Annotated in this window: 28 protein-coding genes; 11 read left to right on the forward strand and 17 right to left on the reverse strand. The window is 63.8% G+C overall.

Features of this window, described 5'->3' with window-relative positions:
• The 7 genes from ACW7G0_RS06645 to ACW7G0_RS06675 all read right to left on the reverse strand — a co-directional run bounded on the left by ACW7G0_RS06645 (window position 1) and on the right by ACW7G0_RS06675 (window position 4,512).
• Complete coding sequence (locus tag ACW7G0_RS06645) at window positions 1-447, reverse strand: hypothetical protein (RefSeq protein ID WP_456988458.1); 447 nt, start codon at window positions 445-447, stop codon at window positions 1-3.
• On the reverse strand, window positions 398-652 hold the full coding sequence (locus ACW7G0_RS06650) for an FAD assembly factor SdhE (RefSeq protein ID WP_456988459.1): 255 nt from the start codon (window positions 650-652) through the stop codon (window positions 398-400). The genes ACW7G0_RS06645 and ACW7G0_RS06650 overlap by 50 nt, the downstream gene beginning before the upstream one ends.
• A 94-nt stretch (window positions 653-746) precedes the next feature.
• Entirely contained in the window at window positions 747-1,529 is a 783-nt protein-coding gene (locus tag ACW7G0_RS06655; protein ID WP_456961375.1) for a succinate dehydrogenase iron-sulfur subunit, read from the reverse strand.
• A gap of 109 nt (window positions 1,530-1,638) precedes the next feature.
• Complete coding sequence (gene sdhA, locus ACW7G0_RS06660) at window positions 1,639-3,429, reverse strand: succinate dehydrogenase flavoprotein subunit (protein WP_456961374.1); 1,791 nt, start codon at window positions 3,427-3,429, stop codon at window positions 1,639-1,641.
• Window position 3,430: 1 nt separating this feature from the next.
• Window positions 3,431-3,832 (reverse strand): succinate dehydrogenase, hydrophobic membrane anchor protein, encoded by a 402-nt coding sequence (sdhD, locus tag ACW7G0_RS06665; RefSeq protein WP_456961373.1) that lies wholly within the window; start codon window positions 3,830-3,832, stop codon window positions 3,431-3,433.
• Complete coding sequence (gene sdhC / locus ACW7G0_RS06670; RefSeq protein WP_456988460.1) at window positions 3,829-4,224, reverse strand: succinate dehydrogenase, cytochrome b556 subunit; 396 nt, start codon at window positions 4,222-4,224, stop codon at window positions 3,829-3,831. Before sdhC ends, sdhD begins: the two co-directional genes overlap by 4 nt.
• Window positions 4,225-4,335: 111 nt before the next feature.
• Window positions 4,336-4,512 (reverse strand): DUF1674 domain-containing protein, encoded by a 177-nt coding sequence (locus tag ACW7G0_RS06675; protein ID WP_456988461.1) that lies wholly within the window; start codon window positions 4,510-4,512, stop codon window positions 4,336-4,338.
• Between the two features lie 92 nt (window positions 4,513-4,604).
• Between ACW7G0_RS06675 and ygfZ the strand changes: the two genes are divergently transcribed.
• A complete protein-coding gene (gene ygfZ, locus ACW7G0_RS06680) occupies window positions 4,605-5,447 on the forward strand; it encodes a CAF17-like 4Fe-4S cluster assembly/insertion protein YgfZ (protein WP_456989473.1) in 843 nt (280 codons plus the stop codon).
• Window positions 5,448-5,477: 30 nt separating this feature from the next.
• Here the strand turns inward: ygfZ and ACW7G0_RS06685 are convergent, their stop codons facing one another.
• The 4 genes from ACW7G0_RS06685 to ACW7G0_RS06700 all read right to left on the reverse strand — a co-directional run bounded on the left by ACW7G0_RS06685 (window position 5,478) and on the right by ACW7G0_RS06700 (window position 10,541).
• On the reverse strand, window positions 5,478-7,757 hold the full coding sequence (locus tag ACW7G0_RS06685) for a thiamine pyrophosphate-dependent enzyme (protein WP_456988463.1): 2,280 nt from the start codon (window positions 7,755-7,757) through the stop codon (window positions 5,478-5,480).
• 81 nt (window positions 7,758-7,838) lie between these two features.
• Window positions 7,839-8,396, reverse strand: a complete 558-nt coding sequence (locus ACW7G0_RS06690) for a GNAT family N-acetyltransferase (protein ID WP_456988465.1) — start codon at window positions 8,394-8,396, stop codon at window positions 7,839-7,841.
• Window positions 8,397-8,410: 14 nt separating this feature from the next.
• Window positions 8,411-9,574, reverse strand: a complete 1,164-nt coding sequence (locus ACW7G0_RS06695) for an acyl-CoA dehydrogenase family protein (RefSeq protein ID WP_456988467.1) — start codon at window positions 9,572-9,574, stop codon at window positions 8,411-8,413.
• Between the two features lie 148 nt (window positions 9,575-9,722).
• Window positions 9,723-10,541, reverse strand: coding sequence for a glycine zipper 2TM domain-containing protein (locus tag ACW7G0_RS06700; protein WP_456988469.1), 819 nt, complete (start codon window positions 10,539-10,541; stop codon window positions 9,723-9,725).
• 167 nt (window positions 10,542-10,708) lie between these two features.
• Between ACW7G0_RS06700 and ACW7G0_RS06705 the strand changes: the two genes are divergently transcribed.
• Both ACW7G0_RS06705 and ACW7G0_RS06710 read left to right on the forward strand, forming a co-directional pair.
• Entirely contained in the window at window positions 10,709-10,933 is a 225-nt protein-coding gene (locus ACW7G0_RS06705; RefSeq protein ID WP_456988471.1) for a DUF6116 family protein, read from the forward strand.
• 9 nt (window positions 10,934-10,942) lie between these two features.
• Window positions 10,943-11,722 carry a TatD family hydrolase gene (locus ACW7G0_RS06710; protein WP_456988473.1) on the forward strand — a complete coding sequence of 260 codons (780 nt, stop codon included), beginning with the start codon at window positions 10,943-10,945 and terminating at the stop codon, window positions 11,720-11,722.
• Here ACW7G0_RS06710 and ACW7G0_RS06715 read toward each other — a convergent pair.
• The gene (locus ACW7G0_RS06715; protein ID WP_456988475.1) at window positions 11,719-12,540 is read right to left on the reverse strand and encodes a tRNA threonylcarbamoyladenosine dehydratase; all 822 of its coding nucleotides are present in this window, start codon (window positions 12,538-12,540) and stop codon (window positions 11,719-11,721) included. The two genes, ACW7G0_RS06710 and ACW7G0_RS06715, sit on opposite strands and share 4 nt — an antisense overlap.
• A 79-nt stretch (window positions 12,541-12,619) precedes the next feature.
• On the opposite strand from ACW7G0_RS06715, the gene ACW7G0_RS06720 reads away from it, so the two are divergent.
• Both ACW7G0_RS06720 and ACW7G0_RS06725 read left to right on the forward strand, forming a co-directional pair.
• Complete coding sequence (locus tag ACW7G0_RS06720; protein WP_456988477.1) at window positions 12,620-13,063, forward strand: hypothetical protein; 444 nt, start codon at window positions 12,620-12,622, stop codon at window positions 13,061-13,063.
• Window positions 13,064-13,147: 84 nt separating this feature from the next.
• On the forward strand, window positions 13,148-13,621 hold the full coding sequence (locus ACW7G0_RS06725; protein ID WP_456988479.1) for a glycine zipper 2TM domain-containing protein: 474 nt from the start codon (window positions 13,148-13,150) through the stop codon (window positions 13,619-13,621).
• 135 nt (window positions 13,622-13,756) lie between these two features.
• Here ACW7G0_RS06725 and ACW7G0_RS06730 read toward each other — a convergent pair whose 3' ends face one another.
• Window positions 13,757-13,966 carry a cold-shock protein gene (locus ACW7G0_RS06730; protein WP_036193815.1) on the reverse strand — a complete coding sequence of 70 codons (210 nt, stop codon included), beginning with the start codon at window positions 13,964-13,966 and terminating at the stop codon, window positions 13,757-13,759.
• A 207-nt stretch (window positions 13,967-14,173) separates the two neighbouring features.
• Between ACW7G0_RS06730 and ACW7G0_RS06735 the strand changes: the two genes are divergently transcribed.
• From ACW7G0_RS06735 to ACW7G0_RS06750, 4 genes are all read left to right on the forward strand, one after another.
• Window positions 14,174-14,659 (forward strand): DUF456 domain-containing protein, encoded by a 486-nt coding sequence (locus ACW7G0_RS06735; RefSeq protein WP_456988481.1) that lies wholly within the window; start codon window positions 14,174-14,176, stop codon window positions 14,657-14,659.
• Between the two features lie 110 nt (window positions 14,660-14,769).
• Window positions 14,770-16,035 carry a phospholipase D-like domain-containing protein gene (locus tag ACW7G0_RS06740; RefSeq protein WP_456988482.1) on the forward strand — a complete coding sequence of 422 codons (1,266 nt, stop codon included), beginning with the start codon at window positions 14,770-14,772 and terminating at the stop codon, window positions 16,033-16,035.
• Between the two features lie 17 nt (window positions 16,036-16,052).
• Entirely contained in the window at window positions 16,053-17,258 is a 1,206-nt protein-coding gene (locus ACW7G0_RS06745) for a phospholipase A (RefSeq protein ID WP_456988484.1), read from the forward strand.
• Complete coding sequence (locus ACW7G0_RS06750) at window positions 17,258-18,214, forward strand: patatin-like phospholipase family protein (protein ID WP_456988486.1); 957 nt, start codon at window positions 17,258-17,260, stop codon at window positions 18,212-18,214. The genes ACW7G0_RS06745 and ACW7G0_RS06750 overlap by 1 nt, the downstream gene beginning before the upstream one ends.
• Window positions 18,215-18,259: 45 nt before the next feature.
• On the opposite strand, the gene ACW7G0_RS06755 is transcribed toward ACW7G0_RS06750, so the two are convergent.
• The 3 genes from ACW7G0_RS06755 to ACW7G0_RS06765 form a co-directional block, all read right to left on the reverse strand.
• A complete protein-coding gene (locus tag ACW7G0_RS06755) occupies window positions 18,260-19,798 on the reverse strand; it encodes a fumarate hydratase (protein ID WP_456989474.1) in 1,539 nt (512 codons plus the stop codon).
• Between the two features lie 152 nt (window positions 19,799-19,950).
• Window positions 19,951-20,190 (reverse strand): heavy-metal-associated domain-containing protein, encoded by a 240-nt coding sequence (locus tag ACW7G0_RS06760; protein ID WP_456988488.1) that lies wholly within the window; start codon window positions 20,188-20,190, stop codon window positions 19,951-19,953.
• Window positions 20,191-20,327: 137 nt separating this feature from the next.
• Window positions 20,328-20,882 (reverse strand): DUF488 domain-containing protein, encoded by a 555-nt coding sequence (locus ACW7G0_RS06765; RefSeq protein WP_456988490.1) that lies wholly within the window; start codon window positions 20,880-20,882, stop codon window positions 20,328-20,330.
• Between the two features lie 156 nt (window positions 20,883-21,038).
• On the opposite strand from ACW7G0_RS06765, the gene ACW7G0_RS06770 reads away from it, so the two are divergent.
• Window positions 21,039-21,848, forward strand: a complete 810-nt coding sequence (locus tag ACW7G0_RS06770) for a ferredoxin--NADP reductase (protein WP_456988492.1) — start codon at window positions 21,039-21,041, stop codon at window positions 21,846-21,848.
• 9 nt (window positions 21,849-21,857) lie between these two features.
• Here ACW7G0_RS06770 and ACW7G0_RS06775 read toward each other — a convergent pair whose 3' ends face one another.
• The gene (locus ACW7G0_RS06775; protein WP_456988494.1) at window positions 21,858-23,744 is read right to left on the reverse strand and encodes a diguanylate cyclase; all 1,887 of its coding nucleotides are present in this window, start codon (window positions 23,742-23,744) and stop codon (window positions 21,858-21,860) included.
• Window positions 23,745-24,207: 463 nt separating this feature from the next.
• Here ACW7G0_RS06775 and ACW7G0_RS06780 point away from each other — a divergent pair, with 463 nt between their 5' ends.
• Window positions 24,208-26,559 carry a Tex family protein gene (locus tag ACW7G0_RS06780; protein WP_456988496.1) on the forward strand — a complete coding sequence of 784 codons (2,352 nt, stop codon included), beginning with the start codon at window positions 24,208-24,210 and terminating at the stop codon, window positions 26,557-26,559.
• Window positions 26,560-26,624: the final 65 nt, after the last annotated feature.

Genomic DNA, 26,624 nt, shown 5'->3' on the forward strand with positions numbered 1-26,624 from the left:
CTATGGTGCCATTGAGCGTGGGGGTTGCGCAGCAGTTTCGACCGGCGCAGCCAGCCGCAGTTCACGACGACCGGCCGGGCCAAGCGTATCGGGCCACCAGATCAGCCGCCGCTGGCGATTGTCGCTGTCGCGCCAACGGGCAAACACCAACGCCGCTCGCCACTGCAATTGGAACTGCGTCACCGCTCTGCCATCCACGCGGACGACACCATCACCGATATGCAAGTCGATGGCCGGCCTACTCGCTTCCCGTCGGGCCAGCCAACCGGCCCAGAGCACCACCAGACCCGCACATGGCCAGGCAGCCACGGGGGGCAGGTCGGAGACGAGCACCGAAGCCGCGGCAAACAACCCGAGCATCACCAGCAAGCCCAACAGCCAATGCGACGGGCGCCACTCAAGGCGGCAGGTTGCCGATGCGTTGAACCAGGGCGGCCAGCTCGTCATCGGCGGGGGTCTCCTGGCCCATGAACCAGTGCCAGAGCTTATCGTCTTCGCTTGCCAGCAGCCGTAGGAAAACGCCGCGCTCGGCTTCGGATGCCTGTCGCCATTGCTGGTCTAGGTAACGTCCCAGCAACTGGTCGAGCTCACGCATGCCGCGGCGGCACTTCCAGCGCAGGCGGCGCAGCTCCAGATCATCGACATCGCTCATGGACAGGCTCTCCCAAAAAAAAGGGCGCGCCTGGAAAGCGCGCCCATTGCATCTACTGAATCGTGAGCATCAACTGGATCGTGACGCGATCTACTCAGGCGCTACGCGCGACCATCAGCTTCTTGATTTCAGCAATGGCCTTGGCCGGGTTCAATCCCTTCGGGCACGTACGGGTGCAGTTTAGGATGGTGTGGCAGCGATACAGCTTGAACGGGTCTTCCAGGTCATCCAACCGGCTACCGGTATCTTCGTCGCGGCTATCCACGATCCAGCGATACGCCTGCAGCAGGACGGCGGGGCCGAGGTAGCGGTCGCCGTTCCACCAGTGACTCGGGCAACCGGCGGTGCAACAACCGCACAGGATGCATTCGTAGAGGCCGTCGAGCTTCTTGCGATCTTCCGGCGACTGCAGGCGTTCGCGGTCGCTCGGTGCCGGGCTCTGGGTACGGATCCAGGGCTTGATCGATGCGTACTGGGCGTAGAAATGGGTCAGGTCGGGCACCAGATCCTTGACCACCTCCATCGCCGGCAACGGATAGATCGGCACGTCGCCGCTGCTGCAATCCTCGATTGCCCTGGTGCAGGCCAGCGTATTGGTGCCGTCGATGTTCATCGCGCACGAACCGCAAATGCCCTCGCGGCACGAGCGGCGGAAGGTCAGGGTCGGATCGATCTCGTTCTTGATCTTGATCAGCGCGTCCAGGACCATCGGCCCGCACGTCGCCATGTCCACCTCATAGGTGTCCAGGCGCGGATTCAAGCCGTCATCGGGGTTCCAGCGGTAAACCCGGAACGTGCGCGGTTGTTTCGCGCCCGGCGAATCGAAATGCCGGCCCTTTTGAATCTGGGAATTTTTTGGAAGCGCGAATTCGGCCATTGCTGCACCAGTTCCGTATCAGGGGCGGCCCGTTCCACAAGGAGCGGGCGCCGGGGAAAACCAGACCACCTCGAACGTTTGACGTCTTGCCTTACGGCGACGGCGTCAATCAATACACGCGCTTGGCCGGTGGAACCACTTCCACGTCGTCGGTCAGCGTGTACATGTGCACGGGGCGGTAATCGATCTTGGTATTGCCGTTTTCATCGACCCAGCACAATGAATGCTTGTGCCAGTTGACGTCGTCACGCTCGGGGAAGTCGTCACGTGCATGACCGCCGCGCGATTCGGTGCGGTTCTCGGCACACACGATCGTTGCCAGCGCCTGGTCCAGCAAGTTGGCCAATTCGAACGTTTCCACCAGGTCGGAATTCCAGACCAGCGAACGGTCGCTGACTTTGACGTCGTCGAAGGACGCCCGGATCTCGCGAATGCGCTTGACGCCCTCGGCCAATGTCTCTTCGGTACGGAACACCGCGGCATCGGCCTGCATCGCACGCTGCATCTGGTCACGGATAATCGCGGTCGGGGTGCCGCCGTTGGCATTACGCAGCTTGTCCAGGCGCGCCAGCGGTGCTTCGCACGCATCGCCAGGCAGGTCTGCATGACTTGCCCCGGGAGTAATGGTCTCGGCGCAGTGGTTGGCCACGGCGCGACCGAACACCACCAGGTCGAGCAGCGAGTTGGAACCCAGGCGGTTTGCGCCGTGGACCGATACGCAACCCGCCTCGCCAATGGCGTACAGCCCGGGAACGACCGAGTCGGGGTCGCCATCCTTCAACTGGACGACCTGCCCCCGATAATTGGTCGGCACCCCGCCCATGTTGTAGTGGACGGTCGGGATCACCGGGATCGGCTGCTTCTCGACATCGACGTTGGCGAAGATGCGCGCCGACTCGGCGATGCCCGGCAGCTTCTCGTGGATCACTTCCGGGCCCAGGTGGGTCAGGTCGAGCAGCAGATGATCCTTGTGCTCGCCGACGCCGCGCCCGCCGCGGATCTCCATCGTCATCGCACGGCTGACCACGTCACGCGAGGCCAGGTCCTTGGCGGTGGGTGCGTAACGTTCCATGAAGCGCTCGCCGGTGGCATTGCGCAGGATCCCGCCCTCGCCCCGGACGCCCTCGGTGATCAGGCAGCCGGCGCCATAGATGCCGGTCGGATGGAACTGCACGAACTCCATGTCCTGCAGACCCAGGCCGGCACGCAACGCCATGCCGCCACCGTCGCCGGTGCAGGTATGGGCCGAGGTTGCCGAAAAATACGCGCGGCCATAGCCGCCAGTGGCCAGCACAGTACCCTGGCCGCGGAACAGGTGCAGCGTGCCTTCCGCCATGTCGAGCGCAAGCACGCCGCGGCAGGTGCCATCGGCATCCATGATCAGATCGAGCGCGAAGTACTCGATGAAGAATTCGGCGTGATGGGCCAGCGATTGCTGGTACAGCGTGTGCAGGATCGCGTGGCCGGTGCGGTCGGCTGCCGCGCAGGTGCGCTGGGCGGCAGGGCCTTCACCGTATTTGGTGGTCATGCCGCCAAACGGACGTTGGTAGATCTTGCCCTCGGCGGTGCGCGAGAACGGCACGCCCTGGTGTTCCAGCTCCACGACCGCCGGAATCGCCTCGCGGCACATGTACTCGATCGCGTCCTGGTCGCCCAACCAATCCGACCCTTTGACGGTGTCGTAGAAGTGGTACCGCCAGTTGTCTTCGCCCATGTTGCCCAGCGCCGCGGCAATGCCGCCCTGGGCCGCCACGGTATGCGAGCGGGTCGGGAAAACCTTGGTGATGCAGGCGGTCTTCAGGCCCTTCTGGGCCAAACCGAAGGTCGCCCGCAGTCCGGCGCCACCGGCACCCACCACGATCATGTCGAACTTGTGTTCCTGGATCTTGTAAGCCGGCACGTCAGCCCCCGAGCGTGATGCGAATGACTGCGAACACGCTGGCGAGTGCCGCGAGGACGCAAATGAAGATGACCGCCAACTGCAGGGTGACCGCAATCCACGGCGTGTGTACGTAATCCTCGATGACTACCTGCATGCCCAGCTTGGCGTGCCAGAACGAGGCGATCATGAAGGCGGCAAGCAGCACAGCGTTGACCGGGTCGGCAACGGCGGCGCGAACACTGGTGTAGTCACCGCCGATCAACGACAGCAACAGCACAACGGCCCAGATCGACAGGAAGATCAAGGCGACCGCAGTGATCCGTTGGATGATGAAATGGTGGGTACCGCTTTTTGCCGAACCCCAACCGCGGGCACGCTTGAGCGGATTGCGCAGGTCTACCTGCGGATTGCTGTTACTCATGCGCCACCCCACTGCTGCATTGCCGCGAACCAGATCAGCGCCGTGAGCACCAGGCTGACGATGATGGTGGTCCAGCTGTTACGGATGAAATTGCTGATCTGGAATCCCCAACCGGCATCCTGCAGCAGGTGTCGAATGCCGTTGACCAGGTGATAGGACAACGCCCAGCTCCAGCCGAACAACACGACGAATCCGAGACCGGATCGTGCGCAGGCGCTGAAGTCGGCCCATTGTTCCGGGCCGGCAGCGATGGCCACCAACCCCCAGGCAAACAGCAGGGTACCCACCGCCAACACGATGCCGGTGGCGCGGTGCAGGATCGAGGTCACCATCTGGACCTGCCAGCTGTAGACCTGGATGTGCGGTGATATCGGGCGTGGGCGGCTGGCCATGGCAACGGCGCTCTCTGGGCTGGGCGGCGTGGCCGCGTGGCGGGAATTGCAGGCCTTCGGGCACGCCCGAAGACTCGACTGATGGTGGATCAGAACTCGTTACGGTGACGATCAAAAATCGATACAGCGGCCGTTCTTCTCCCAGTCACCATAGCGGGTGGGGTCGGGTCCGCTGCGACCGCCGTGTTCGACCGGCACCAATGGCGTTGCTGTCGTCTCGGGGGTCCGCGGAGCGGGTGTCCCGGGCGACGCCTCGGAATCGGTCTCGGAAGTGGTTTGGCCTATCATCACAGACCCCAATCTTAGGACTCGGTCCCTTGTCTGACAAGTCGCAATACGCCGATGACACCTGCTTCACGTTGCCCGGGCACCGCGTGGTCATGCTCCACGGACGGGATGCGATCGGGTTTGCGCAGGCCCAATTCATGAATGACCTTGATGCGCTGGCGGTCGGACAGTGGCAATGGAACGGCTGGTTGACGCCGAAGGGTCGCGTGATCGCGCTGTTCGCATTGCTCAAGCTGGACGAGGAGAGTGTGTGGCTGCTATTGCCCGATGCCGACCCCAGAGCGCTGGCCGAGCGTTTGCGTGGGTTCCTGTTCCGCAGCAAGGTCACGATCAGCGTGCGCGATGATTTGCAGGTCAGCGGATGTTTTTCAGCGGCGAAAACGGCAAGCGGGAACCTGGCCGAAATTGCTGACGACGGGTCGGTCGAGTTCGACATGAGCGCCGAGGGCGGCCCGCGAGGCTTGCGGATTGCCGCAGCGACGTCGGCCACAGACGCCTCGTCCGCCAACACCGACGGGGCCGCGCGCTGGCGACTGACCGATCTCGAACACGGCTTGCCACGCCTGCCGGAATCACAGGCAGAACAATGGACGCCGCAGCAGTTATCGCTGCAACGCTTGACGGGCTTCAGCATCAAGAAGGGCTGCTACCCGGGCCAGGAGATCGTCGCGCGCACGCATTTTCTCGGCAAGGCGAAGCGTGGATTGGTTCTGCTGGAGGCCACTGCTGCGACCGCACCTGGTAGTGACGTGACCAGCACCGCCGCAGACGGCGTCACTACCGTATTGGGTCGCATTGCGGCCGCTGCCACCCATGGCGGGCGGCATGTCAGCCTCGCCGTGCTGCCGCTGGAGCGCGGGAGCGAGGCGGCGAGATTGAGCGTGGACGGCACCACTGCGCGCGAAGGCATCCTGATGGACGGCCTTGCTCGCTGAGGTTACGCCACGACGAGCAAAGTGCGGTCGTCAGATTTTCGTGTCACCCAACTGGTCCGCCGCCGCAACAATGTCCTCCTCGCCCGGGATTACCAGGAATGCCGCGCCGGCCAACGGGGTGTAGGTATCGACGCCGACCACGCGTTGGAACGGAATGGCTCCCAGTCCGCCCTCGGCAATCGCCGTGATCACGCCCTCGCCGACACCGGCACTGCGACGCCCTTCGTCCACCACGATGATGCGCTTCGCATCACGTGCGTGATCGACGATGAATCCGTCATTGAGCGGCACCAGCCAGCGCAGGTCGACCACTCGCGTCTTCCAGCCATGTTTCTGCTCGATCGCGCGTGCGGCGCGCAGGCTCATCGGCACGCCGTTGCCGTAGGTGAAGATCACCAGGTCGTCGTGGCCGGCGTCGTACACCCTGCCCTCGCCCAGCGTCATCGCCTCGCCCGGGGCGGGATAGCCCGTCAACCAGCCGCCATCGCCCGGCTCGTGCAGGTCCTTGGCCATGTACAACGCAATCGGCTCCAGGAACACGCTCACCCGCCCATCGACCTTCGCCAATGCCGTCAAGGTGCGCAACATGGTCACCGCGTCGTCGCCACGCGATGGACAGCCCACGACCAGGCCGGGGATGTCGCGCAACGCGGTGATCGAGTTGTCATTGTGGAAATGGCCGCCAAAACCGCGCTGGTAACCCAGTCCGGCGATACGCACCACCATCGGGTTGGCGTACTGGTTGTTGCTGAAGAACTGCAGGCTGGCCGCTTCGCCGCGGAGCTGGTCGCAGGCATTGTGGAAGTACGCCAGGTACTGGATTTCCGGGATCGGCAACATGCCGACATTCGCAAACCCCTGCGCCATGCCAAGGATCATCGTCTCGTCGAGCAGCGTGTTGAATACCCGGCGCGCGCCGAAGGCCTTCTGCAGCCCCTTGGTCACCGTGTAGACGCCGCCCTTCTGGGCCACATCCTCGCCGAACAGCAGCGCCTCGGGATACTTCGCGAAGGTGTCGTGCAACGCGTGGTTGATCTGGATTGCGAGGTGGCGCGGCGGCTGGTTCTCCGGCAGTTTCGACTCATCGCCGAACACCTCCAGTCGGCGCTGGCCGAAATCGGCGCGCTCGGCCTCGGCCATCACCCGCGCCGGCGAGTACGGCGCGAGCGGTGCGATGACCTCCGCCAGCGAATCCAGCTTGGGCCGACGGTCGGCCTCGTCGGCGGCGGCGAAGCAGCGTTTACGGGTGGCCTCGTACAGCGCCAACACCTCGTCCTTCGACATCAGGCCCGATTCCAGTGCGATCGCGGCCGATCGCAGCAGCGGATCGGTCGCTTCGACGGCACACAATTCCTCCAGCGAACGCCATTCGATCTCGAAGTCGGTACCGGCGTGACCCATGATCCGGGTCGTGCGCAGGTGCAGGAAGGTCGGCCGGCGGGTGCGGCGGCAATGCTCGACGGCGCGTTGGACGTCGGCATAGCCGGTCGCCAGGTCCAGCCCGTCGGCAGTGAAATAATCCAGGTTCGGCCGCTGCGAGAAGTTCTGCGCGATCCAGCCGTTCGGAGTTTTTACCGAGATCCCAATGCCGTTGTCCTCGCAGACGAACAGCACCGGCGCGGGCAGCTTCTGGTACGCCGTCCATGCTGCGGCGTTGAACGCGGTCTGGGCGGTGGCATGGTTGCTGGAGGCGTCGCCAAACGAGCAGATCGCGATGCTGTCGTCGGGGATCGGCAGCGCATGGCCGAGCCGCCTGCCGGCCTCGATCGCGATCGCCGTGCCGAGCGCCTTGGGCAGGTGGGAGGCGATGGTCGAGGTTTGCGGCAGCACCCACAACGGCTTGCTGCCCCAGACTTTGTGACGACCACCGCTGGCGGGATCATCCTTGCTGGCCGCAAAGCTCAATGCCGAATCCATCGCTGGGTCCATGCCCGGCAACTTGCGGAAGCGCTCGGCCATGAAGCCACCGCTGCGATAATGCAGGAACGCCGGATCGGTATGACGGGTCGCCCGGGCCACCATCGCATTGCCTTCATGGCCTGACGAACCGATGGTGTAGAAGACCTTGTTCTGCACCCGCAACACGCGCGCCATCAGGTCGAGGTGGCGACTGACCAGCTGCGACTCGAACAGTTCGATGAAGCCTTGTGCATCCAGCGCGCTGCCCTCGACAACCGGCTCATGCGGCGCCGGTGGCGCGTCGATCGCGTCGTTCCAGTCACGCACGAACTCGGTGAAATTGACGTCGCAAATCTCGGCGCGATTAAGACCCCTCATGCGCGCGGGGATGGGGTTGGACAATGTTGACATCGACAGGCTCCGCCTCACCGTCAAGCGAGGCTTCAAATGGGGGAAAGGCACCGGGCCTCGCGGCAGTGATGGCGATTTGACTCAGGACGGAGGCTTCGCGCGCCGCGCTTGCCATTGCTCACGGGTCTGTCCCCATATCTCGATCGGATGGTCCTCCAACGGGGGCGGCAACCGGCCAGGCCCACGATTGGTCGAGCCCAGTCGCGCCGCCAGTGCTTGCGAAGCGCGGTTGTCCGGATCGATCGAATGGATTACCTCGGACCACTGCAAATGGTTGAACGCCCAGTCGATCGTCGCAATCGCCGCCTCATGCGCATAACCACGACCCCACGATGAGCGTTTGAATGACCAGCCCACCTCAGTCCCCGGCCAACCTTCGGGCTGCCACGGACCGGTCTGGCCGAGCCACTCGCCGCTGGTCTTGTCGATGACCGAAAACATGGCAAAACCCTGCATCGCCCACGCTCCGGGCATCTGCAGGAACTTGCGCCAAGCGGCGGCACGCGGCATGGCGCCACCGATGTAGCGGGCCGCCTCCTCGTCGCCGATCAACTCCGCGAAGCCCTCGAAATCCGGACGTTGCGGTGGGCGCAGGATCAGGCGTTCGGTTTCAAGCGTAGGTCCGAGGTGAACGGTCATGGGGTATCGGGTTCCTAGAACGCGTTGATGCCGGTCAGCTCGCGGCCAAGCACCAACTGGTGCACGGTCTCGGTGCCCTCGTAGGTGATCACCGACTCCAGGTTCAGTGCGTGGCGGATCGCGCAATGCTCGGTGGTGATGCCGGCACCGCCCAGCAGGTCGCGGCATTGGCGCGCGATATCGATCGCCATCCGGCAGTTGTTCCACTTGGCCAGCGAGACTTGGGTAGGCGCCATGGTGCCGGCATCCTTCAGCCGGCCCAACTGCACGACCAGCAACTGCGCCATGGTGATCCGGCGCGCCATGTCGGCCAGCTTCAGCTGGGCCGATTGCGTCGCCGCCACCGGGCGGTCGAACAGGATGCGTTCCTTGGAGTAGTTCAGCGCCTCGTCCAGGCACGCGATCGCCGCGCCGATCGGGCCCCAGGTGATGCCGTAACGGGCCTGGGTCAGGCAGCCCAGCGGGCCGCGCAGGCCTTTCACCTTGGGCAAGCGGTTGGCTTCGGGCACGCGCACGTTGTCGAAGAACAGCGACGACGTCACCGACGCGCGCAGGCTCATCTTGTGCTTGATCTCCTGGGCGGCAAAACCGGCCATGCCCTTCTCGACCACGAAGCCCTGGATACCGTCGTCGGTCTGCGCCCAGACGATCGCGATGTCGGCCAGATTGCCGTTGGTGATCCACATCTTGGAGCCGTTGAGCACCCAGTCTCCGCCGTCTTTTTTGGCGTGGGTCTTCATGTTGCCCGGGTCGGAGCCGCCATGCGCTTCGGTCAGGCCGAAACAACCGATGACCTTGCCGGCGGCCATGTCGGGCAGCCAGCGCAGCTTCTGTTCTTCGGTGCCATAGGCAAATATCGGGTACATGCACAGCGAGGACTGCACCGAGACGAAGCTGCGGATGCCGCTGTCGCCGCGCTCCAGCTCCTGGCAGATCAGGCCGTAGCTGACCGAGTTCAGGCCACCGCCGCCGTACTGCTCGGGTAACGTCGCGCCCAGCAGGCCAAGCTCGGCGATTTCCGGCACCAACTCCTTCGGAAAGCGGCCGTCGTCGAACGCGTCGCCGATGATCGGCAGCACGCGCTCGTCGGTGAACCGCGCCACCGTGTCCTGCACGGCGCGCTCCTCTTCGGTCAGCAGGGAACGGGTGTCGTACAGGTCGTAGGGATTCAGGGCCATGGTGAACTCGTACTTGGAAAGCTCCCATTGTAAGCAGGCGCCCTGAAGGAAAGCATCAGGAACATCGCAACGAACCAATCCGCGACCAAACAAAAAGGGGCCGGAAAGTCCGACCCCTTTGGGTTGTTGCCTGTTCGCGCTTGTAAAATCAGCCGCGATCGGCACCAGTGCTCGCCGAGGCCGTCTGGGTGACTACCTGACCATCGATCACCGGCAAGCGCTTGCCGGGCTCGTCGTCCAGACGCACGGTTTGATCCTGTCCCTGGTAGCGATAGGTCACGTCGTAGGCGACCACCTGGTCCTCGCTGCCCAGCGAAATCTTCTCGCCGGGTTTGCTGCCCGTGCGCATCGTGCCGGTGGTGCCGTCGGGATTGCGATACGTCACGTTGTATCCAATGACCTTGGTGGACTTGGAGGTGTCGGAGACGGTGCGGCACTGGGTGTCGACACGCTGGCTCACCCGGCCACCCACGTGGTTGCGATCGACCCGGTTGCCGACGAAACCACCGGCAACGGCGCCGGCCGCAGTCGCGAGCTTCTTGCCGTTGCCTCCGCCCACCTGGTTACCCAACACACCACCGAGCACAGCACCGGCGACTGTTCCGCCAACGTTGCCATCGCGCTCGGGCGCACGTTCCTGCACAACGACGTCCTCGCAAACCTGACGCGGGGACGAAGTGGTGCTGGTCTCGCGAATCGGATCGGTGCCAATCACGCTGGCAAACAATTCCTGCTTCTTCAGGACCGGATCAACATTGACCACGTCGGCATACTCCAGGTTGCCGCTGGGATTGATCGCACCGGCGCTGTCGACGTCACCCGACAGATTGGCAGTCAACCCGTCGCCATTGGTCATCAGTTGAGCCGATTCGCTGACATCGGTGCCGCTGAAGCTGTTGTAGGCGGCGACGGCCACGCCACCAACCAGCAGGGCGGCGAGCGCCACGGCAAGCATGTTCTTGTTCATTAGGTCGCTCTCCTTCGTGAAGCGGTGCATTCCGCCGTTTCAGATGTCGGTATCTGAGCACCTTGATGCTGAACAGAGGCCGCCAGTCGAGACCACAACCGCCAAACCGTGAAGTCCGCCCGATCAGCGCGTGCTAGCTTCCCGGTTATCCGACTCGCGAGATGGTCATGCCCAATCCTTTGCTCCTGCCGCTACTCAGCTGGGCGCGAAAGCTGCGCTACCCAACGCTGTTCAAGCTGACCGCGGCCTTGTTCGTGATCACTGTCTTGGTACCCGATCCATTTCCGTTCATCGATGAGATCGTCCTGGGGCTGGGCACCTTGCTGCTCGCCAACTGGAAAAGCCGTAAGGACACCATTCAGGCTCCGGCACCCCGCGACCGCGACCGGTAACGGTTCGTCGTGCTGGTCGACAGCCATTGTCACCTTGACGCGGCGGAGTTTGATGTCGACCGCGCTGCGGTGATCGCGCGCGCCATCCAGGCCGGTGTCACCCGACAGATCGTGCCTGCAGTGACTGCCGCCGATTGGCCGAAATTGCGCAGCGTATGTGGGCTCGATGATCGGCTGCACCCGGCTTACGGACTGCATCCGATGTTCCTGGCCTCCTATCACCCCAGACACCTGGACGAGCTGCGCCAGTGGATCGAGCGCGAGAGCCCGGTAGCGGTCGGCGAGTGCGGACTGGACTACTTCGTCGACGGACTTGATCGTGACCTCCAGGCGACCTGCTTCCAGGCCCAACTCACACTGGCTCGTGAGTTCGATCTGCCGGTCATCGTCCACGCCCGCAAAGCGGTGGATGCGGTAACGATGGCGATCCGTGCAATCGGTGGCTTACGCGGCGTCGTCCACAGCTTTTCAGGCAGCCAGCAGCAGGCCGAGAATCTGTGGGAGCAAGGATTTTTGCTCGGTCTTGGTGGCCCGGTCACCTACCCGCGCGCCAATCGGCTGCGCAAACTGGCCGCCACCATGCCGCTGGAGTGGTTGCTGCTGGAAACCGACGCTCCCGACCAACCCGACGCCACCCATCGCGGCAAGCGCAACGAGCCGGCCCGCCTGACCCATGTACTGCAGACCATTGCCGACTTGCGCGACGTCGCACCAGCAGAGGTGGCCGCCGCAACGACAGCGAATGCCGAACGATTGTTCCGGTTGCCACCGACCCGGAAACCGACCTAGGCGGGTGGAAGCACCCGCGGCGGCTTCAACAGCAGTTCCAGCGCCTTGCTCACCATGACAAACGCAAACGCGCCAGTGACGTGCGTGGCGGCGCCCAGACCGGCGCCACAGTCGAGCTTGAGCGCCGCGTCTCCAGCGACCGACGGACGCAAGCCGCAGACGCTGCCATCGGCTTGCGGATACCTCACGTTCTCCAGCGAGTACACCGCCGGCACTCCGAAATAGCGCTGCAGGCTCTTGGGGAAATTGAACTCGCTCCGCAATTTTTTACGGACCAGCGCCAACATCGCGTCGTGCTCTGTACGAGACAGGTCCCGCACCCGCACCAGGGTCGGATCGACCCGCCCGCCTGCCGAGCCACACACCACCAGTGGCAACTTGCGCCGTCGACACCATGCAATCAACTCGACTTTGCTGCGGAAGCTGTCGCAGGCATCCAGCACCAGGTCAAATCGGCGGTCCAGCAATTGGGCCATGTTGCCGGCGACCAGAAAGTCTGCGACCGGTTCCACCTCCAGCAACGGATTGATCGCCCTGCAGCGCTCCGCCATCGCCTCGACCTTGGCCTTGCCAAACTGCCCGGCATGCGCGGGCAACTGGCGGTTGCTGTTGGACACACAGATATCGTCGGCATCGACCAGGGTCAGGTGTCCGACCCCGCTACGCGCCAAGGCCTCCACCACCCACGAGCCAACCCCGCCCATGCCAATCACGGCAACCCGGCTGCCCGAGAACCGCGCCAGCGCCCCGGCACCATACAAGCGGTCGATCCCGCCAAAACGTTCCAGCAAAACCGGGTCCAGCGAAGCAGTATTCATCCGGGCATTGTAAGTGCCACCGAGCACGAGACCGGCGACACGCATGCTATCGTTCGGCGAAATTCACAGGAGCGCGACCATGACCACCCCCACGCCCAAGACCACCAATGGGTCAAAGTACATTTTCCTGTTGCTGCTGGGCTTGGTCATCGGCGTGCTCGCAACGGTCATGGCATTGCGCGCGATCGAGAGCCGAAAGGGTTGGCAGGATCATTTCCCACATGCGGCAATGCATTTGATGCAGGCCCATGCCGCACAACTGGGCGGAAGCGTCAAGGCCAATCGCTGCGCCGCGACTGACAGCCTGCCGCACCTGCAGGCACTGCGGACGGTCGCCAATGACCTGGAACCTGCCTTTCCCGGCTTGCGCGACGACAGGCGTTTCGTCGAGCACGCGGGCAACCTGCGTGCGACGCTGGATTCAGCACTTGCCAGTCCCCCGCTCAACTGCGAAGGCCTGGCCAAGGTCACCAAGAGCATCGGTGAGTCATGCAAAGCCTGTCATCAGGATTTTCGCGGTTGACCGGATGTTCACGATCCAGCGCATAAGTTGAGGACGCAACCGGGTCCATCATCCGGTGACACCCCGCCTTCGCAGGAGATCCGCATGAATATCCAGAACCTCAAGTTGTTCGGTGTGGCCGCTGCTGCCAGCCTTGCTCTGGCCGGTTGCGCCACCCCGGGTTACGGCAACAACTACGGCTCACCGTCGCCGAGCTACGGCAACAACGGCGCCAATTGCCAGGACTGCGGCACCGTGGTCCGTATCGAGCAGGTCGGCAACAACAGTAATGTGCCCAATGCCACCGGTGCGGTCCTGGGTGGCCTGGTAGGTGCGGCTGCGGGCCGTGAGCTGGCCGATGACGAGAGCAAGGGTCGCCGCAACACTGCTACCGTGGCGGGCGCGGTGGCGGGCGCGGTGGCAGGCAACGCCATCCAGAACCGGGTCGGCGGAGCGGGCTACAACGTCCATGTGCGCATGGACAACGGCCGCACCACCGTGGTCAGCCAGGACGACCTGGGCGGCATCCGCCAAGGCTCGTACGTGCGCGTATACAACGGGCGGGCCTGGGCGCGCTGATAACGGCGCACGCTGCTGCGCGCCAAGTGCCACATTCCAACAAAAACGTTCCCGTAAAAAAACAGGCGGCCCGCAAATGCGGACCGCCTGTTCTATTGCGACAGCCGAATCCCGGCGGGTGCCGGGGTTCGCGTCTTATACGGCCTGGACTTCGTCAGCCTGCAAACCCTTCTGACCCTGGGTCACGACGAACGAGACCTGCTGGCCTTCCTGCAGGCTCTTGAAGCCCTCGGACTGGATGGCACGGAAATGGACGAACACATCTTCGCCATTTTCACGGCTGATAAAGCCAAAACCCTTGGCATCGTTGAACCACTTGACGGTTCCGGTTTCACGGTTGGACATTAACTTGCTCCTTGGAACATTTGATTGACAACAGCGCGGTTGCACGGTGCTGGTTGCAAGGAGGAAGCGAGGTACAACGATGAAGCGATCATGGGATCAGCGCATCGAGCCAAGATTCACGGTGACCCTGACAAACAGCGGCCTGAAACTAACCCGTACAGTGTGAAAACGCAATAACGTATCCAGTAAAACTGGTGGGGACTTGGCATGGATCTGGTGAATATCTACTACCTCATCGCCGCGTTACTGGTCTTGGTGGGCCTGGCCGGCACGGTACTGCCTGCCCTGCCAGGGGTGCCGTTGATGTTCGCAGGCATGCTGCTGGCGGCCTGGGCCGGCAATTTCGAACAGGTGGGATGGTGGGTGGTGGTGGTGCTGGGGGTGCTGACCGTGCTGTCGATCGCCGTCGACCTGCTTGCCACTGCGATGGGCGCCAAGCGGGTCGGCGCGAGCCGACTGGCCTTGGTGGGCGCGGTAGTTGGCACCCTTGTGGGCTTGTTCTTCGGCATCATCGGTCTACTGGCGGGTCCGTTTGTTGGCGCCCTGGTCGGCGAGTTGATCCACGGCAGGCAAGTGCGCCAGGCCACCCGGGTCGGCTTTGGTACCTGGCTGGGCATTCTGGTCGGCACCGTGCTCAAGGTTGGGCTGGCGTTCGCGATGTTGGGAATTTTTGCCTTTGCGTGGTTTATCTGACCCTCTGGCACCCATGCCACGTTCACACCAACTTTGACCATGAACGGGCAAAGTAGGCACCTTCGGATGGGGTGTGGGGAGCATCAATGCCACGATGGAGTCGCCAACGCATGACCTGGATCATCCTTGCCACCGTGCTGATCACTGCCTTGGCTGTGATCATCGGGCTCAACTTCGCCACCCCGACCAAGCAGCTCGATCGCAAGATCGAGCATCGCTACGCAATCAGCGACCCGCAATTCCGTCGGGAAATGTCGGTGATGCTGGGTCCATCGGTGTTGTCGGGAAACCAGGTCACAGCCCTCAACAACGGTGACGAAATTTTTCCGTCGATGCTGGAGGCAATCCGCAGCGCGCAGGTTTCCATCACCTTTGAGACCTACATCTACTGGTCCGGAGCGATTGGCAAAGAGTTCACCGAGGCGCTGTCAGAGCGTGCACGGGCAGGCATCCCGGTGCACGTCACCATTGACTGGGTCGGCAGCCTCAAGATGGACCAGCAGTTGCTGGACCGGATGCGCGACGCAGGCGTTCGGCTGGAGCGTTACCGGCCCTTGCATTGGTACAACCTGAGCCGGATGAACAACCGCACCCACCGCAAGCTGTTGGTGGTCGATGGCAAGATCGGGTTCACTGGCGGCGTCGGTATTGCGGACCCGTGGCAGGGCCACGCGCAGGACCCCGATCACTGGCGTGACATGCACTTCCGGGTGGAAGGCCCGGCGGTGGGGCAAATACAGGCGGCGTTCAACGACAACTGGATCAAGAGCACCGGCGAGGTGTTGAACGGCCCGAAGTATTTCCCCGCACTGCCGCCTGCCGGAGATATCGACGCGCATATGCTCACCGCCTCTCCGTCCGGTGGCAGCGAAAGCATGCATCTGATGTACTTGATGGCGATCGCCGCGTCCGAGCAGTCGATCGACCTGACCGCGTCGTACTTCGTGCCAGACTCGTTGATCATCAGCGCGCTGGTGGCGGCTCGCGAACGCGGCGTGCGAATCCGGATCCTGGTGCCGGGCCCGCATATCGATGCGAACGCCGTACGACTGGCGTCCAAGTCCACCTGGGGGCCATTGCTGGACGCGGGCGTCGAAATCCACGAATACCAACCCACGATGATCCACACCAAGCTGCTGGTCATCGACCAGGAACTGGTCTCGGTCGGCTCCACCAACTTTGACATCCGCTCGTTCCAGCTCAACGACGAGGCGAGCCTGAACATCTATGACCATGAATTTGCGGAGCGGATGACCCGGGTGTTCGAGCGGGACCTGGAGTCGAGCAAGCGCTACACCTACCAAACCTGGCAGGAACGGCCGTGGACGGAAAAGATTGCCGAGCGGGTCTTGTTGCCAATCAAGTCGCAATTGTGAAGCCGGGCGACCAGACAATGTTGGTTCCCGCGCCGACACGCCGCAGGGCGCTGCTGCCAGGCTGTTGGTCGATCGGATTGCTCATCGGCTTGACCTCCAGTCCGACGCTGGCGCAGGACTTTCTGTCACCAGGCGCCCCGGCAAACCCGGAGGCCTGCGCGGCGCTCAATATCGACGTGGAGCGCCTGGCTTGCTACGACGCCGCTGTTGGGCGTCACCCGGAGGGCCCTTCCGTCGCCGACGCACAGGCCCTCCAGGCGCGGCAGCTCAAGGACGCCAGCGCGGCACAGCAGCGCAGCCGACGCGCAGACCTGCCCCGGCGCGAACGCCTACGGCAGGGGCTGAGTGACCTGTTCCGCGCAGAGAACGGCCCGCCCAACCCGCTGGATGCAAGCATCGCCAACGCCGGCAAGGGCGGCTTGCTGGACAGCCGCTGGGAACTGGCTCGCGATTCCAAGCTGGGCATTTTCAATCTGCGTGCCTACAAACCCGTCTACCTGCTCCCCGCCGTGTGGAGTAGCCATCCAAACGAATTTCCCACCAGCTCCAACCCGGTCATGCCGGCACAGCCGTTATCACTGAAGGACGTGGAAACCAAATTCCAGATCAGCTTCAAGACCAAGGCGGTCGAGAACCTGTTTGGCGATAACGGCGATATCTGGATGGGCTACACCCAGGTCTCGCACTGGCAGGTCTACGAAGGCGACAACTCGCGCCCCTTCCGCGAGTCCAATTACGAGCCGGAAGTAATGCTGGTGTTCCGCAACAACTACGGACTGGGCGAGCACTGGCGCGGCCGGATGCTCGGTATCGGCATCAACCACCAGTCCAACGGTCGCGCCGACCCACTGTCGCGCAGCTGGAACCGGGTGGTAATGAATTTCGGCCTGGACCGGGAAAACTGGGCCCTGATGGTGCGCCCGTGGTGGCGGATATCCGACGGAAGCGAGGACGAAAACCCGAACATCGAGGACTACGTCGGGCGCGGCGACGTCACACTGGTGCACACCCGCGGCGGCCATGAGTTCGCACTGATGGCGCGACACTCCATGCGCAGCGGCGATCGATCCCACGGCGCGGTGCGGTTCGACTGGGGCTTTCCGTTGACTCGCACGCTGCGGGGCCACCTGCAGGTATTCGACGGCTATGGCGAAAGCCTGATTGACTATGACCATCGATCAACCCAGATCGGGCTGGGCATCTCGCTACTGGAGTGGTTCTGATGCAGGCCAAACGAATCCTGTCCTTCGACGGCGGCGGCATCCGCGGCCTGGTCAGCTGCACCTGGCTTGGCGGCGTGGAGGACGTCTTGGCGCGCTCTGGAAAGCCCGGATTGCTTGACAGCTTCGACCTGGTCGCCGGCAGTTCCACCGGCGCTTTGGTGGCCTGCGGGCTCGGTATTGGCCTGGGTCCCAATACCATGGCCGAGGTTTACCGCACCCAGCGCGACGAGATTTTCCCGGGGATGACCGACCGCCTGTGGTCACGCGCGGGACGATTTTTCAGCGCCGGGCCGTCCGCACCCAAGTACGACGGAAAGGGTCTGGAGAAGATACTGAAGAAGGTCTTTGGCAAGACCACGCTGGGCCAGCTCAAGCTGCCGACCGTGATCCCCAGCTACGACACCATCTCGCGCAAGCCTGTGATCTTCAAGAGTTTCAAGCCCAGCCACCGGGACTTGCTGGTCTGGGAAGTCTGCCGCGCAACCACCGCCGCCCCCACCTATTTCCCCGCGCATCCGATGAAAATAGAAGGCAAGACCTGCTCGCTGATCGACGGCGGCGTCGTTGCCAACAACCCGACGATGTGCGCGATTGCCGAGGCCTTGCGCTACGACCGCGATGCCCACCAATGCGGCGACCTGGTGGTACTTTCGATCGGCACCGGGGAGCGCACCCGGCCCATCAGCCTGGAATCCGCCCGGGAATGGGGCGCGCTGGAGTGGGCCGTGCCGATCATCGACGTGTTGTTCGACGGCAACGCCGAGTCGGTGGATTACATCACCCGACAGCTGGTTGGTGACAGTTACTTCAGGATGCAGGCGGAACTGTTGGCCGGCCTGGATGACCTGGATGACACCAGCGCGGTCAACATCGCCGCGTTGGAGAAGCTGGCAACGGGCTACCTGGCCCTGCCGGGCACGCGCAAGAAACTGAAGGCGCTGGTGGAGCGGTTGTAGACCGGCCATGGTGTATTACGGCTGGCGCCTAATACACCCTACGGGTCAGGCGGGCTCGACCAGCACGGGAATCTTGCCGATGCGCGCCTGCCACTTGTGCGGGCCGGTCTGGTGGACCGACTCGCCGCTGCTGTCGACCGCCACCGTCACTGGCATATCGCGCACGGTGAACTCGTAGATCGCCTCCATGCCGAGGTCCTCGAACGCCACCACGCGTGAGGCTTTGATCGCCTTGGACACCAGATACGCGGCGCCACCGACCGCCATCAGGTAAACCGACTTGTGCTTCTTGATCGCCTCGATCGCAACCGGACCGCGTTCGGCCTTGCCGACCATGCCCAGCAAGCCAGTCTGGCTCAGCACCTGCTCGGTGAACTTGTCCATCCGGGTGGCCGTGGTCGGGCCGGCGGGGCCGACGACTTCGTCTCGCACCGGGTCAACCGGGCCCACGTAATAAATGAAGCGGCCCTTGAAATCGACCGGCAGCGGTTCGCCCTTGTCGAGCATGCCGACGATGCGCTTGTGCGCGGCGTCGCGGCCGGTAAGCAACTTGCCGTTGAGCAGGATCGTCTCGCCCGGCTGCCAGTTGGCGACGTCTGCCGGGGTCACGGTATCGAGGTCGACGCGACGGCCGCTGGAAGCGTCGTAGGTCAGCTCGGGCCAGTCTTCCAGCGATGGCGGATCCAGTTGTACCGGGCCGCTGCCATCAAGGGTGAAGTGCGCATGCCGCGTGGCCGCGCAGTTGGGAATCAACGCTACCGGCAGGTTGGCGGCGTGGGTCGGATAATCCTTGACCTTGACGTCGAGCACCGTGGTCAGCCCACCCAATCCCTGTGCGCCGATGCCCAGCGCATTGACCGCGTCGAACAGCTCGATGCGCAGCTCTTCGGCGCGGTTGGACGGGCCGCGCGCCTTCAGCTCGGTAATGTCGATCGGCTCCATCAGCGACTCTTTCGCCAGCAGCATCGCCTTCTCGGCGGTGCCGCCGATGCCGATGCCGAGCATGCCCGGCGGGCACCAACCGGCGCCCATGGTCGGTACGGTCTTGAGCACCCATTCGGCGACTGAGTCGGACGGGTTGAGCATCGCGAACTTGGCTTTCGCCTCCGAACCGCCGCCCTTGGCCGCGACGATCACATCGACGGTGTTGCCGGGCACCACCTTGACGTTGACCACGCCAGGCGTGTTGTCCTTCGTGTTGACGCGCTTGCCGGCCGGGTCGGCCAGCACCGAGGCGCGCAGCTTGTTGTCGGGGTGCTGGTAGGCGCGGCGCACGCCTTCGTGAACCATGTCTTCCACACCCATCGTTGCGTCGTCCCAGCGCACGTCCATGCCGATTTCCAGGAACACGGTGACGATGCCGGTGTCCTGGCAGATCGGCCGGTGGCCTTCGGCGCACATCCGCGAGTTGATCAGGATCTGCGCGATCGCACCCTTCGCGGCGACGCTCTCTTCGCGCTCATAGGCGGCGGCGAGGCTCTTGATGTAATCGACCGGGTGATAGTACGAGATGTACTGCAAGGCATCGGCAACGGACTGGATGAAGTCCTCCTGCCGGATCGAGACGGATTGGCGGACGGAAATCGGACTTGCGACAGGGCTCACGGCAGGCTTCAGTGCTGGTTGCGGAGCCCATATTCTAGCGATCGGAGCCGGCCGAGTGGCGAATCAGGTCCCGAACACGGGAGCGACGCGCCGCCAAGCGACACGCCGCTCCCCAATCCCGATGGTCCCGATCAGGAGCAACCGCCGCAGCAGTCGCTACCTTCACCGCTATGGGGCGCCGCACTGCTGGCCGGATACCCGGCGGTCGCGAGCGCGTCGATGGCCTGTTGCTGGGTCAGGAGCCCTTCCACGCGGACTTGCTTGTGGTCGACATTGACGGTGACCTGGGCGGTGGGATCCTGGGCCAGGATAGCGGTCGTGATGGCGTCACTGCACTTGTCGCAGGTAATTTCTTCTACATCGAGCAACATGATTCCGGCACTCCTGATACTTGGTGGCATGCCCCGACGGTCTTCGGAGCGCTGGTCGCCAGAGTCGCGGAAATCGGGTCGCGTTGCCTTGACCAGGATCAGGCGTGGCGCAGATGCCCTATCGGTTACCAGCCGCGTCAGAACAGCGTGGCCTGCGGCGGCTCGGGCGCGGAATAGTCCAGTTTTCCATCAACGATCCTGGCCGCCGAGGTGTACGGGTGTTCGTCACTGCGCCCAGGTGCCATCAGGTGAATGACGTCCCAGCCATGGGCCTTGAAATCATCGGAAATCAACCCCCGATGACACTGCCACCAGACCGCTTCGGCGCACATGATCGCCACGCGCTGGTTTGCTGCCAGCTCGGCAAGATGGTCTCTCGCGCGCTGGTAGTCGGCGGTCTGCATGTAATCCGCATAGCCGCGAAAACTGGCGTTGCGCCAGGCGGTATTGCGGGTATGAGGATCCACCTTACGACGGCCTCCCAGCTCGGTCATCGGCAGGTAGACGATTCCGGTCGGCGGCAATTCGCTCGCCATGGTCTCGGCAGAGAATTGCGGGTTTCGGCGCGAGCCGGGAAACCGGCGCACATCGCCCAGCGCGCGGATACCGGCGTCACGCAACATGCCGACGAACACGTCCCAGTCGCGGGTCGAGTGGCCGATGGTCCACAACGTGTGGTTCTGCCCATCCATGCCGACAGGATGCGCTGCCGCCCGTGAAGTGACATTGACGCGGGAATCATTCGGTCGCCGAGCGGCGATGGAACCAGCAACCATGGCCGCCTGGGGCTTCCGGAACGTTTGGCCGCAATCGGCTAAAATGCGCTGTCCCCACGCAGCAAATCCGCCATGTCCCCTGCCTTCGGCACCGAAACCGTGCTGGACGTCCGTCACTGGACGGACGATTACTTCAGCTTCACCACCACCCGCGACAACGGCTTCCGTTTCGACAACGGCCAGTTCGTCATGATCGGTCTGGATATCCCGCAAGCCGACGGCTCGACCAAACCATTGATGCGCGCGTACTCGATCGCCAGCGCGAACTGGGAGGAGCAACTGGAGTTCTTCTCGATCAAGGTCGCCTCCGGCCCGTTGACGTCCCGGTTGCAGCACATCAAGCCGGGCGACACGATCCGGATCGGCCGCAAGCCGACCGGGACACTGCTGATCCACGACCTGCACCCCGGGCGCAACCTGTACCTGCTGGGCACCGGCACCGGCTTCGCGCCATGGCTGTCGGTGATCAAGGACCCGGAAACCTACGAGCGCTTCGATCGGGTCATCCTGACCCACGGTGTCCGGCGTGCCGACGATCTCGCCTATCGCGACTACATCCTCAACGAGTTGCCGCGGCATGACTTTCTCGGCGAGACGATCGCGCAGAAACTCCACTACTACCCGGCGGTCACCCGCGAGAGCTTCCAGTTCGACGGGTGCGACCATCGCGGCCGGATGACCGATTTGATGGCCACGGGGCAAATGATGGAGCACCTCGGCCTGGAGCCGCTCGACCCGGAGCACGACCGGGCAATGATCTGCGGCAGCCCGCAGATGCTGGCCGACTTCCGCGCCCTGCTGGACGGCCGGGGTTTCGTCGCTGCACCCCGCATCGGCGTGCCGGGCCATTACGTGTTCGAGCGGGCCTTCGTGGAGAAGTAGCCGGGAGCCTCAGCGCAACTTGCCCGGAGCTGGCACCGGCAGAGGTGACGGCAGACCCGATGACGGAGTTTGCCGATCTCCCAGCAAGGTCACCAATTCGACCTTCCCCGCCCGTTCCGCGGCGGCCAGGTCCTCGCAGATCTCATCGATATCGCACGACTCGATGTTGCCCTGGCTGACGTCCAAGCATATAGCGCAGTTGCGTCCGTGATGCTTGGCCAGGTACATCGCCGCATCGGTCAGCCGCAAGGCATCCTGCCATTGCCGTTCGCTGGCGCCGGAAAACACAACGCCGCCAAGCGACGCGGTGACACTGATCGCATCGCTGCCGACTTCGACCGGCTCACCAGCGATGGCCAGCAGTATCCGCTGCGCCAGCACGACCATCCCGCCTGCCGGAACACCCGACAAAACCAGCACGAACTCCTCCCCGCCCCAACGCACCAACGCATCCTGCTCGCGCAACCCTGACTGCAGGCGCCGGGTCAGCTCGACCAATACCGCATCGCCGGCGGCATGGCCATGGGTATCGTTGATCGTCTTGAAATGGTCGACATCCAACAACATCAGGCCAATGCCGGAGCGCGCTCCTTGCTCCTGCAAGGCACCGTTGCGACTCGTTGCCACCCGCGCCATCAGCGCGTGGAAATGGCGCCGGTTGAATGCGCCGGTCAGCTCGTCGCGCACCGATTTCTCGGTGAGGGTGGCATTGTCCACGGCGAGTCGTCGATTTGCATGCCGGGTACGCCGCAGCCGCTGCACCAGCAAGAGCGCAGCGAGAATCGACGCGATCGCCACCACGACCCACAGGCGCTGGCGCCAATTGCGCGCGGCGACGGCGGCCTTGCGCAGTTCGGCCTGCGCGGAGAGGCGCTGGATTTCACTGCTCTTGCGTTCCTGGTCGTACTTGACCTGCAACTCCAGAACCGCTTTTTCGCGCTCCTGGAGGGTCAGCTTGTCGTTGGCCGCCTGCGCTTCATGCACGGCCTGCAGAGCCTCCTTGTAATGCCCTGCCTGCTCCAGGATCCGCACCAGTTCATCGGAGATCACGATCTCGTAGACGATATTGCCCTGGCGTCTGGCCAACGCCACCGATTGCTCCAGCGTGTGGACCCCTGCTTCCACATCGCCCAGGCCGCTCATCGCGATGCCCTGGTTGGCCATCGCCACGGCAAGGCCGTTATCGTTGCCCGTCTTCACGGCGAGGGCTGCGGCGCGACTCGCATACGCCAGCGCCTGTGCGTAGCCACCGGGTTTCAGGTAATGGTCGGCAAGGTTGGAAAGAATGGTGACTTCGGCGTCACTCAGCCCCTCGTGAGCCTGCGTGATCGCCAGGGCTTTCGTGAGCGCCTCGAGTTGCTTGTCGCCTTGCCCGGCCTTGGCGTAGGCATGGCTCCGGGTGATGTGCAACGCGGCAATGGCATGGACGAAACCGATCGACTCGGCGATGGCCAAGGCTTCTTCAGTGAACGCAAGCGCCTGGACCTCGTTACCCAGAATCGCGTTCATTCGCGCAAGCCGGTTCAACAACTCGACCCGGTCCGCGGTGTTTCCCAGCGATTGGGCCAAATGCAGCGCGTCGAACGAACCGGAGATCGAAGCGGTCAGATTTCCGATCATCTCCTGGAACCTGACCTTTGCCCTGAGCATTTCCAGGTGCAATTGCGGGTTCGAGCCGACCAGCGGTTCCGCCTCGATGAGCAAGTCCCCTGCCAGCTCGTAGTCCAGGCGCTGCATCGCGTCACCGGCGCGCAGAACCAGCAACCGGGCGCGGCAACCGGCACAGTCGCCGCGCTTGCTGATTTTCTCGGCCGCGACCAATGCATCCCGCATCGACTCCGCGTCACGGCCGCTCAGGGACAATCCGGCAATCGCCGCCCAGTATCGGCTATTCATATCCGTTGACAGACGGCCACCCTGTCGCGCGTGCGCTGCACGCAAACGCGCAATGGCGCGCATCGGAGACTCGTAGCCATGCAGGCGCTGGTCTTCAAGGACAGTCTCGACCGACTCCCCGGTCGCCGTGGAGATTGGCGCGACCGGGCGATACGCTGGAGCCGCAAAGGCCGTCGCCGTTGCAAACAACATCGCCAGAGGCAGAACCCATTTACTCATGCCTGCGACAACGGCCGGGCGAGGTCGAACATGAGCGACGTGCTCGACGCACTTTCGTTTTTGTGATCAACATCACTAAATTATCGTTGTTCCCATCGCGTCAAAACCTCAGACACTGCCGACCAGACGTTTCTGTTGCTGCCTTCATCGCGGCTGTCAACGCCTTTCCCCGCAGCGCATCCCCCGCCACAATCGACCACCCCGCCCGGCATGGGCCCGTCTTTCCCCCAAGGTCGTCTCCTCAATGTCAGAACTCAGCTCCCGGTTTTCGAACCAGATCGCCCACCTGATCGCCCGCGAAATTGACGCCCGGCCCAGCCAGGTCATCGCTGCGATCGGCTTGCTGGACGACGGTGCGACGGTGCCGTTCATCGCCCGCTACCGCAAAGAGGTAACCGAGGGCCTGGACGACACCCAGTTGCGCAACCTGGAAACCCGGCTGATCTACCTGCGCGAGTTGGAGGATCGTCGGGCGAGCGTGCTGGCCAGCATTGATGAACAAGGCAAGTTGACCGACGAACTGCGCGCCGACATCGAGGCCGCCGACAGCAAGTCGCGCCTTGAGGACCTGTACCTGCCCTACAAGACCAAGCGCCGGACCCGCGCCCAGATTGCACGCGAGGCCGGTCTGGAGCCACTCGCGGACGGACTGCTGGCCAACCCCAGCCAGGAGCCCGAGGTAGTCGCGGCCGACTTCGTGGACGGCGAAAAGGGCATTGCCGATACGAAGGCGGCGCTGGAAGGCGCACGCGCGATATTGATGGAGCGCTGGGGGGAGGACGCCGCGCTGGTCGGGGAGCTGCGTAGCTGGCTCACGGAGGTTGGCGTCATCCGCGCCCGGGTGATCGAGGGCAAGGAAAACGACGGCGCTAAATACCGCGATTACTTTGATCACGCCGAATCATTGGCGAAAATCCCCTCGCACCGGCTACTGGCGCTGTTTCGCGCCCGTCGCGAAGAGGTCATCCAGCTTGAACTGGACCCGGGCACGAACGCCGAGACGGGCCACGCCCAGGCCATCGCCCGGGTGGCACACCATGCCGGCATCCGCGACCAGGGCCGGCCAGCGGACGCGTGGCTGCACAACGCCTGCCGCCTAGCCTGGAAGGCCAAACTCCACCTGCACCTGATGCTGGACCTGTTCGGCCAGGCGCGGGAGAAGGCCGAGGCCGAGGCGATCGCGGTGTTCGGGGACAATCTCAAGGACCTGCTGCTGGCGGCTCCCGCCGGGCCGAAGGCCGTGCTCGGGCTGGATCCTGGTCTGCGCACCGGGGTCAAGGTCGCGGTCGTGGATGCGACCGGCAAGCTGGTCGCGACCGACACGATATTCCCGCACCAGCCGCGCAACCAGTGGGACGGCTCGTTGCATGTGTTGCGGGCCCTGTGCGCCAAGCACGGCGTGCAGTTGATTGCGATCGGCAACGGAACCGCCTCGCGCGAGACCGACAAGCTGGCCGGCGATCTGATCAAGTTGGCACCCGAGCTGAAGATGCAGAAAATGGTCGTCAGCGAGGCTGGTGCATCGGTGTATTCGGCGTCGGAATTCGCGGCCAAGGAGTTTCCCGGACTGGACGTGTCGCTGCGCGGCGCGGTGTCGATCGCCCGCCGGCTGCAGGATCCGCTGGCCGAGCTGGTCAAGATCGAGCCCAAGGCCATTGGTGTCGGCCAGTACCAGCACGACGTGGACGGCTACCGGCTCGCACGCGCGCTGGATGCGCGGGTCGAGGATTGCGTGAACGCCGTGGGTGTCGACGTGAATACCGCCTCGGCCGCTTTGCTGGCCCGGGTGTCGGGACTGGGTGCGACCGTGGCTGAGAACATCGTGGTCTACCGCGACCAGAACGGCGCGTTCGACAGCCGCAAGCAGCTGATGAAGGTGCCGCGACTGGGCGAGAAGACCTTCGAGCAGTGCGCCGGCTTCCTGCGCGTGGCCAATGGCGACCAGCCACTGGATGGCTCATCGGTGCATCCAGAGGCGTATCCGGTGGTACAGCGGATCGTCAAGCAATGCGGGCGCGAGGTGAAGCAGTTGATCGGCGATGCGTCGTTCCTGCGCAGCTTGCACGCCGAGCAATACACCGACGACAAATTCGGCTTGCCGACCGTGCGCGACATCCTCAAGGAGCTGGAAAAGCCCGGTCGCGACCCACGGCCCGAGTTCAAGGCCGCGCGATTTGCCGACGGCATCGAGCAACTCAAGGACCTCAAGGTCGGGATGATCCTGGAAGGCGTGGTCAGCAACGTCGCGGCGTTTGGCGCGTTCGTCGATATCGGCGTCCATCAGGACGGGCTGGTGCACATTTCGGCGCTGGCCAACCGCTACGTCAAGGACCCGCGCGAGGTGGTCAAGGCCGGCGACGTGATCAAGGTGCGGGTGCTGGAAGTCGATATCCCACGCAAGCGGGTCGCGTTGACCTGCCGCCTGGAGGACGCGTCCCCACCGGCGCCGCAGCACCAGGACCGCCAACCTCGGGACCGCCAGCCTCGCAACGTTCCGGTCAAGCCACACCGGTCCAGCCCGGCCAAGCCGGCGTCTGCACCGCCGGCCAACAACGCACTGGCCGCCGCCTTCGCTCGCGCCAAGGACAGCCGCTGAGCACGACGGTGGTGCGCCCGTGGCTTTTGCCATGGGTGGCAGCCGGCGGCATGCGTTAGGCTTCG

The organism is Lysobacter sp. A286, assembly GCF_054052105.1.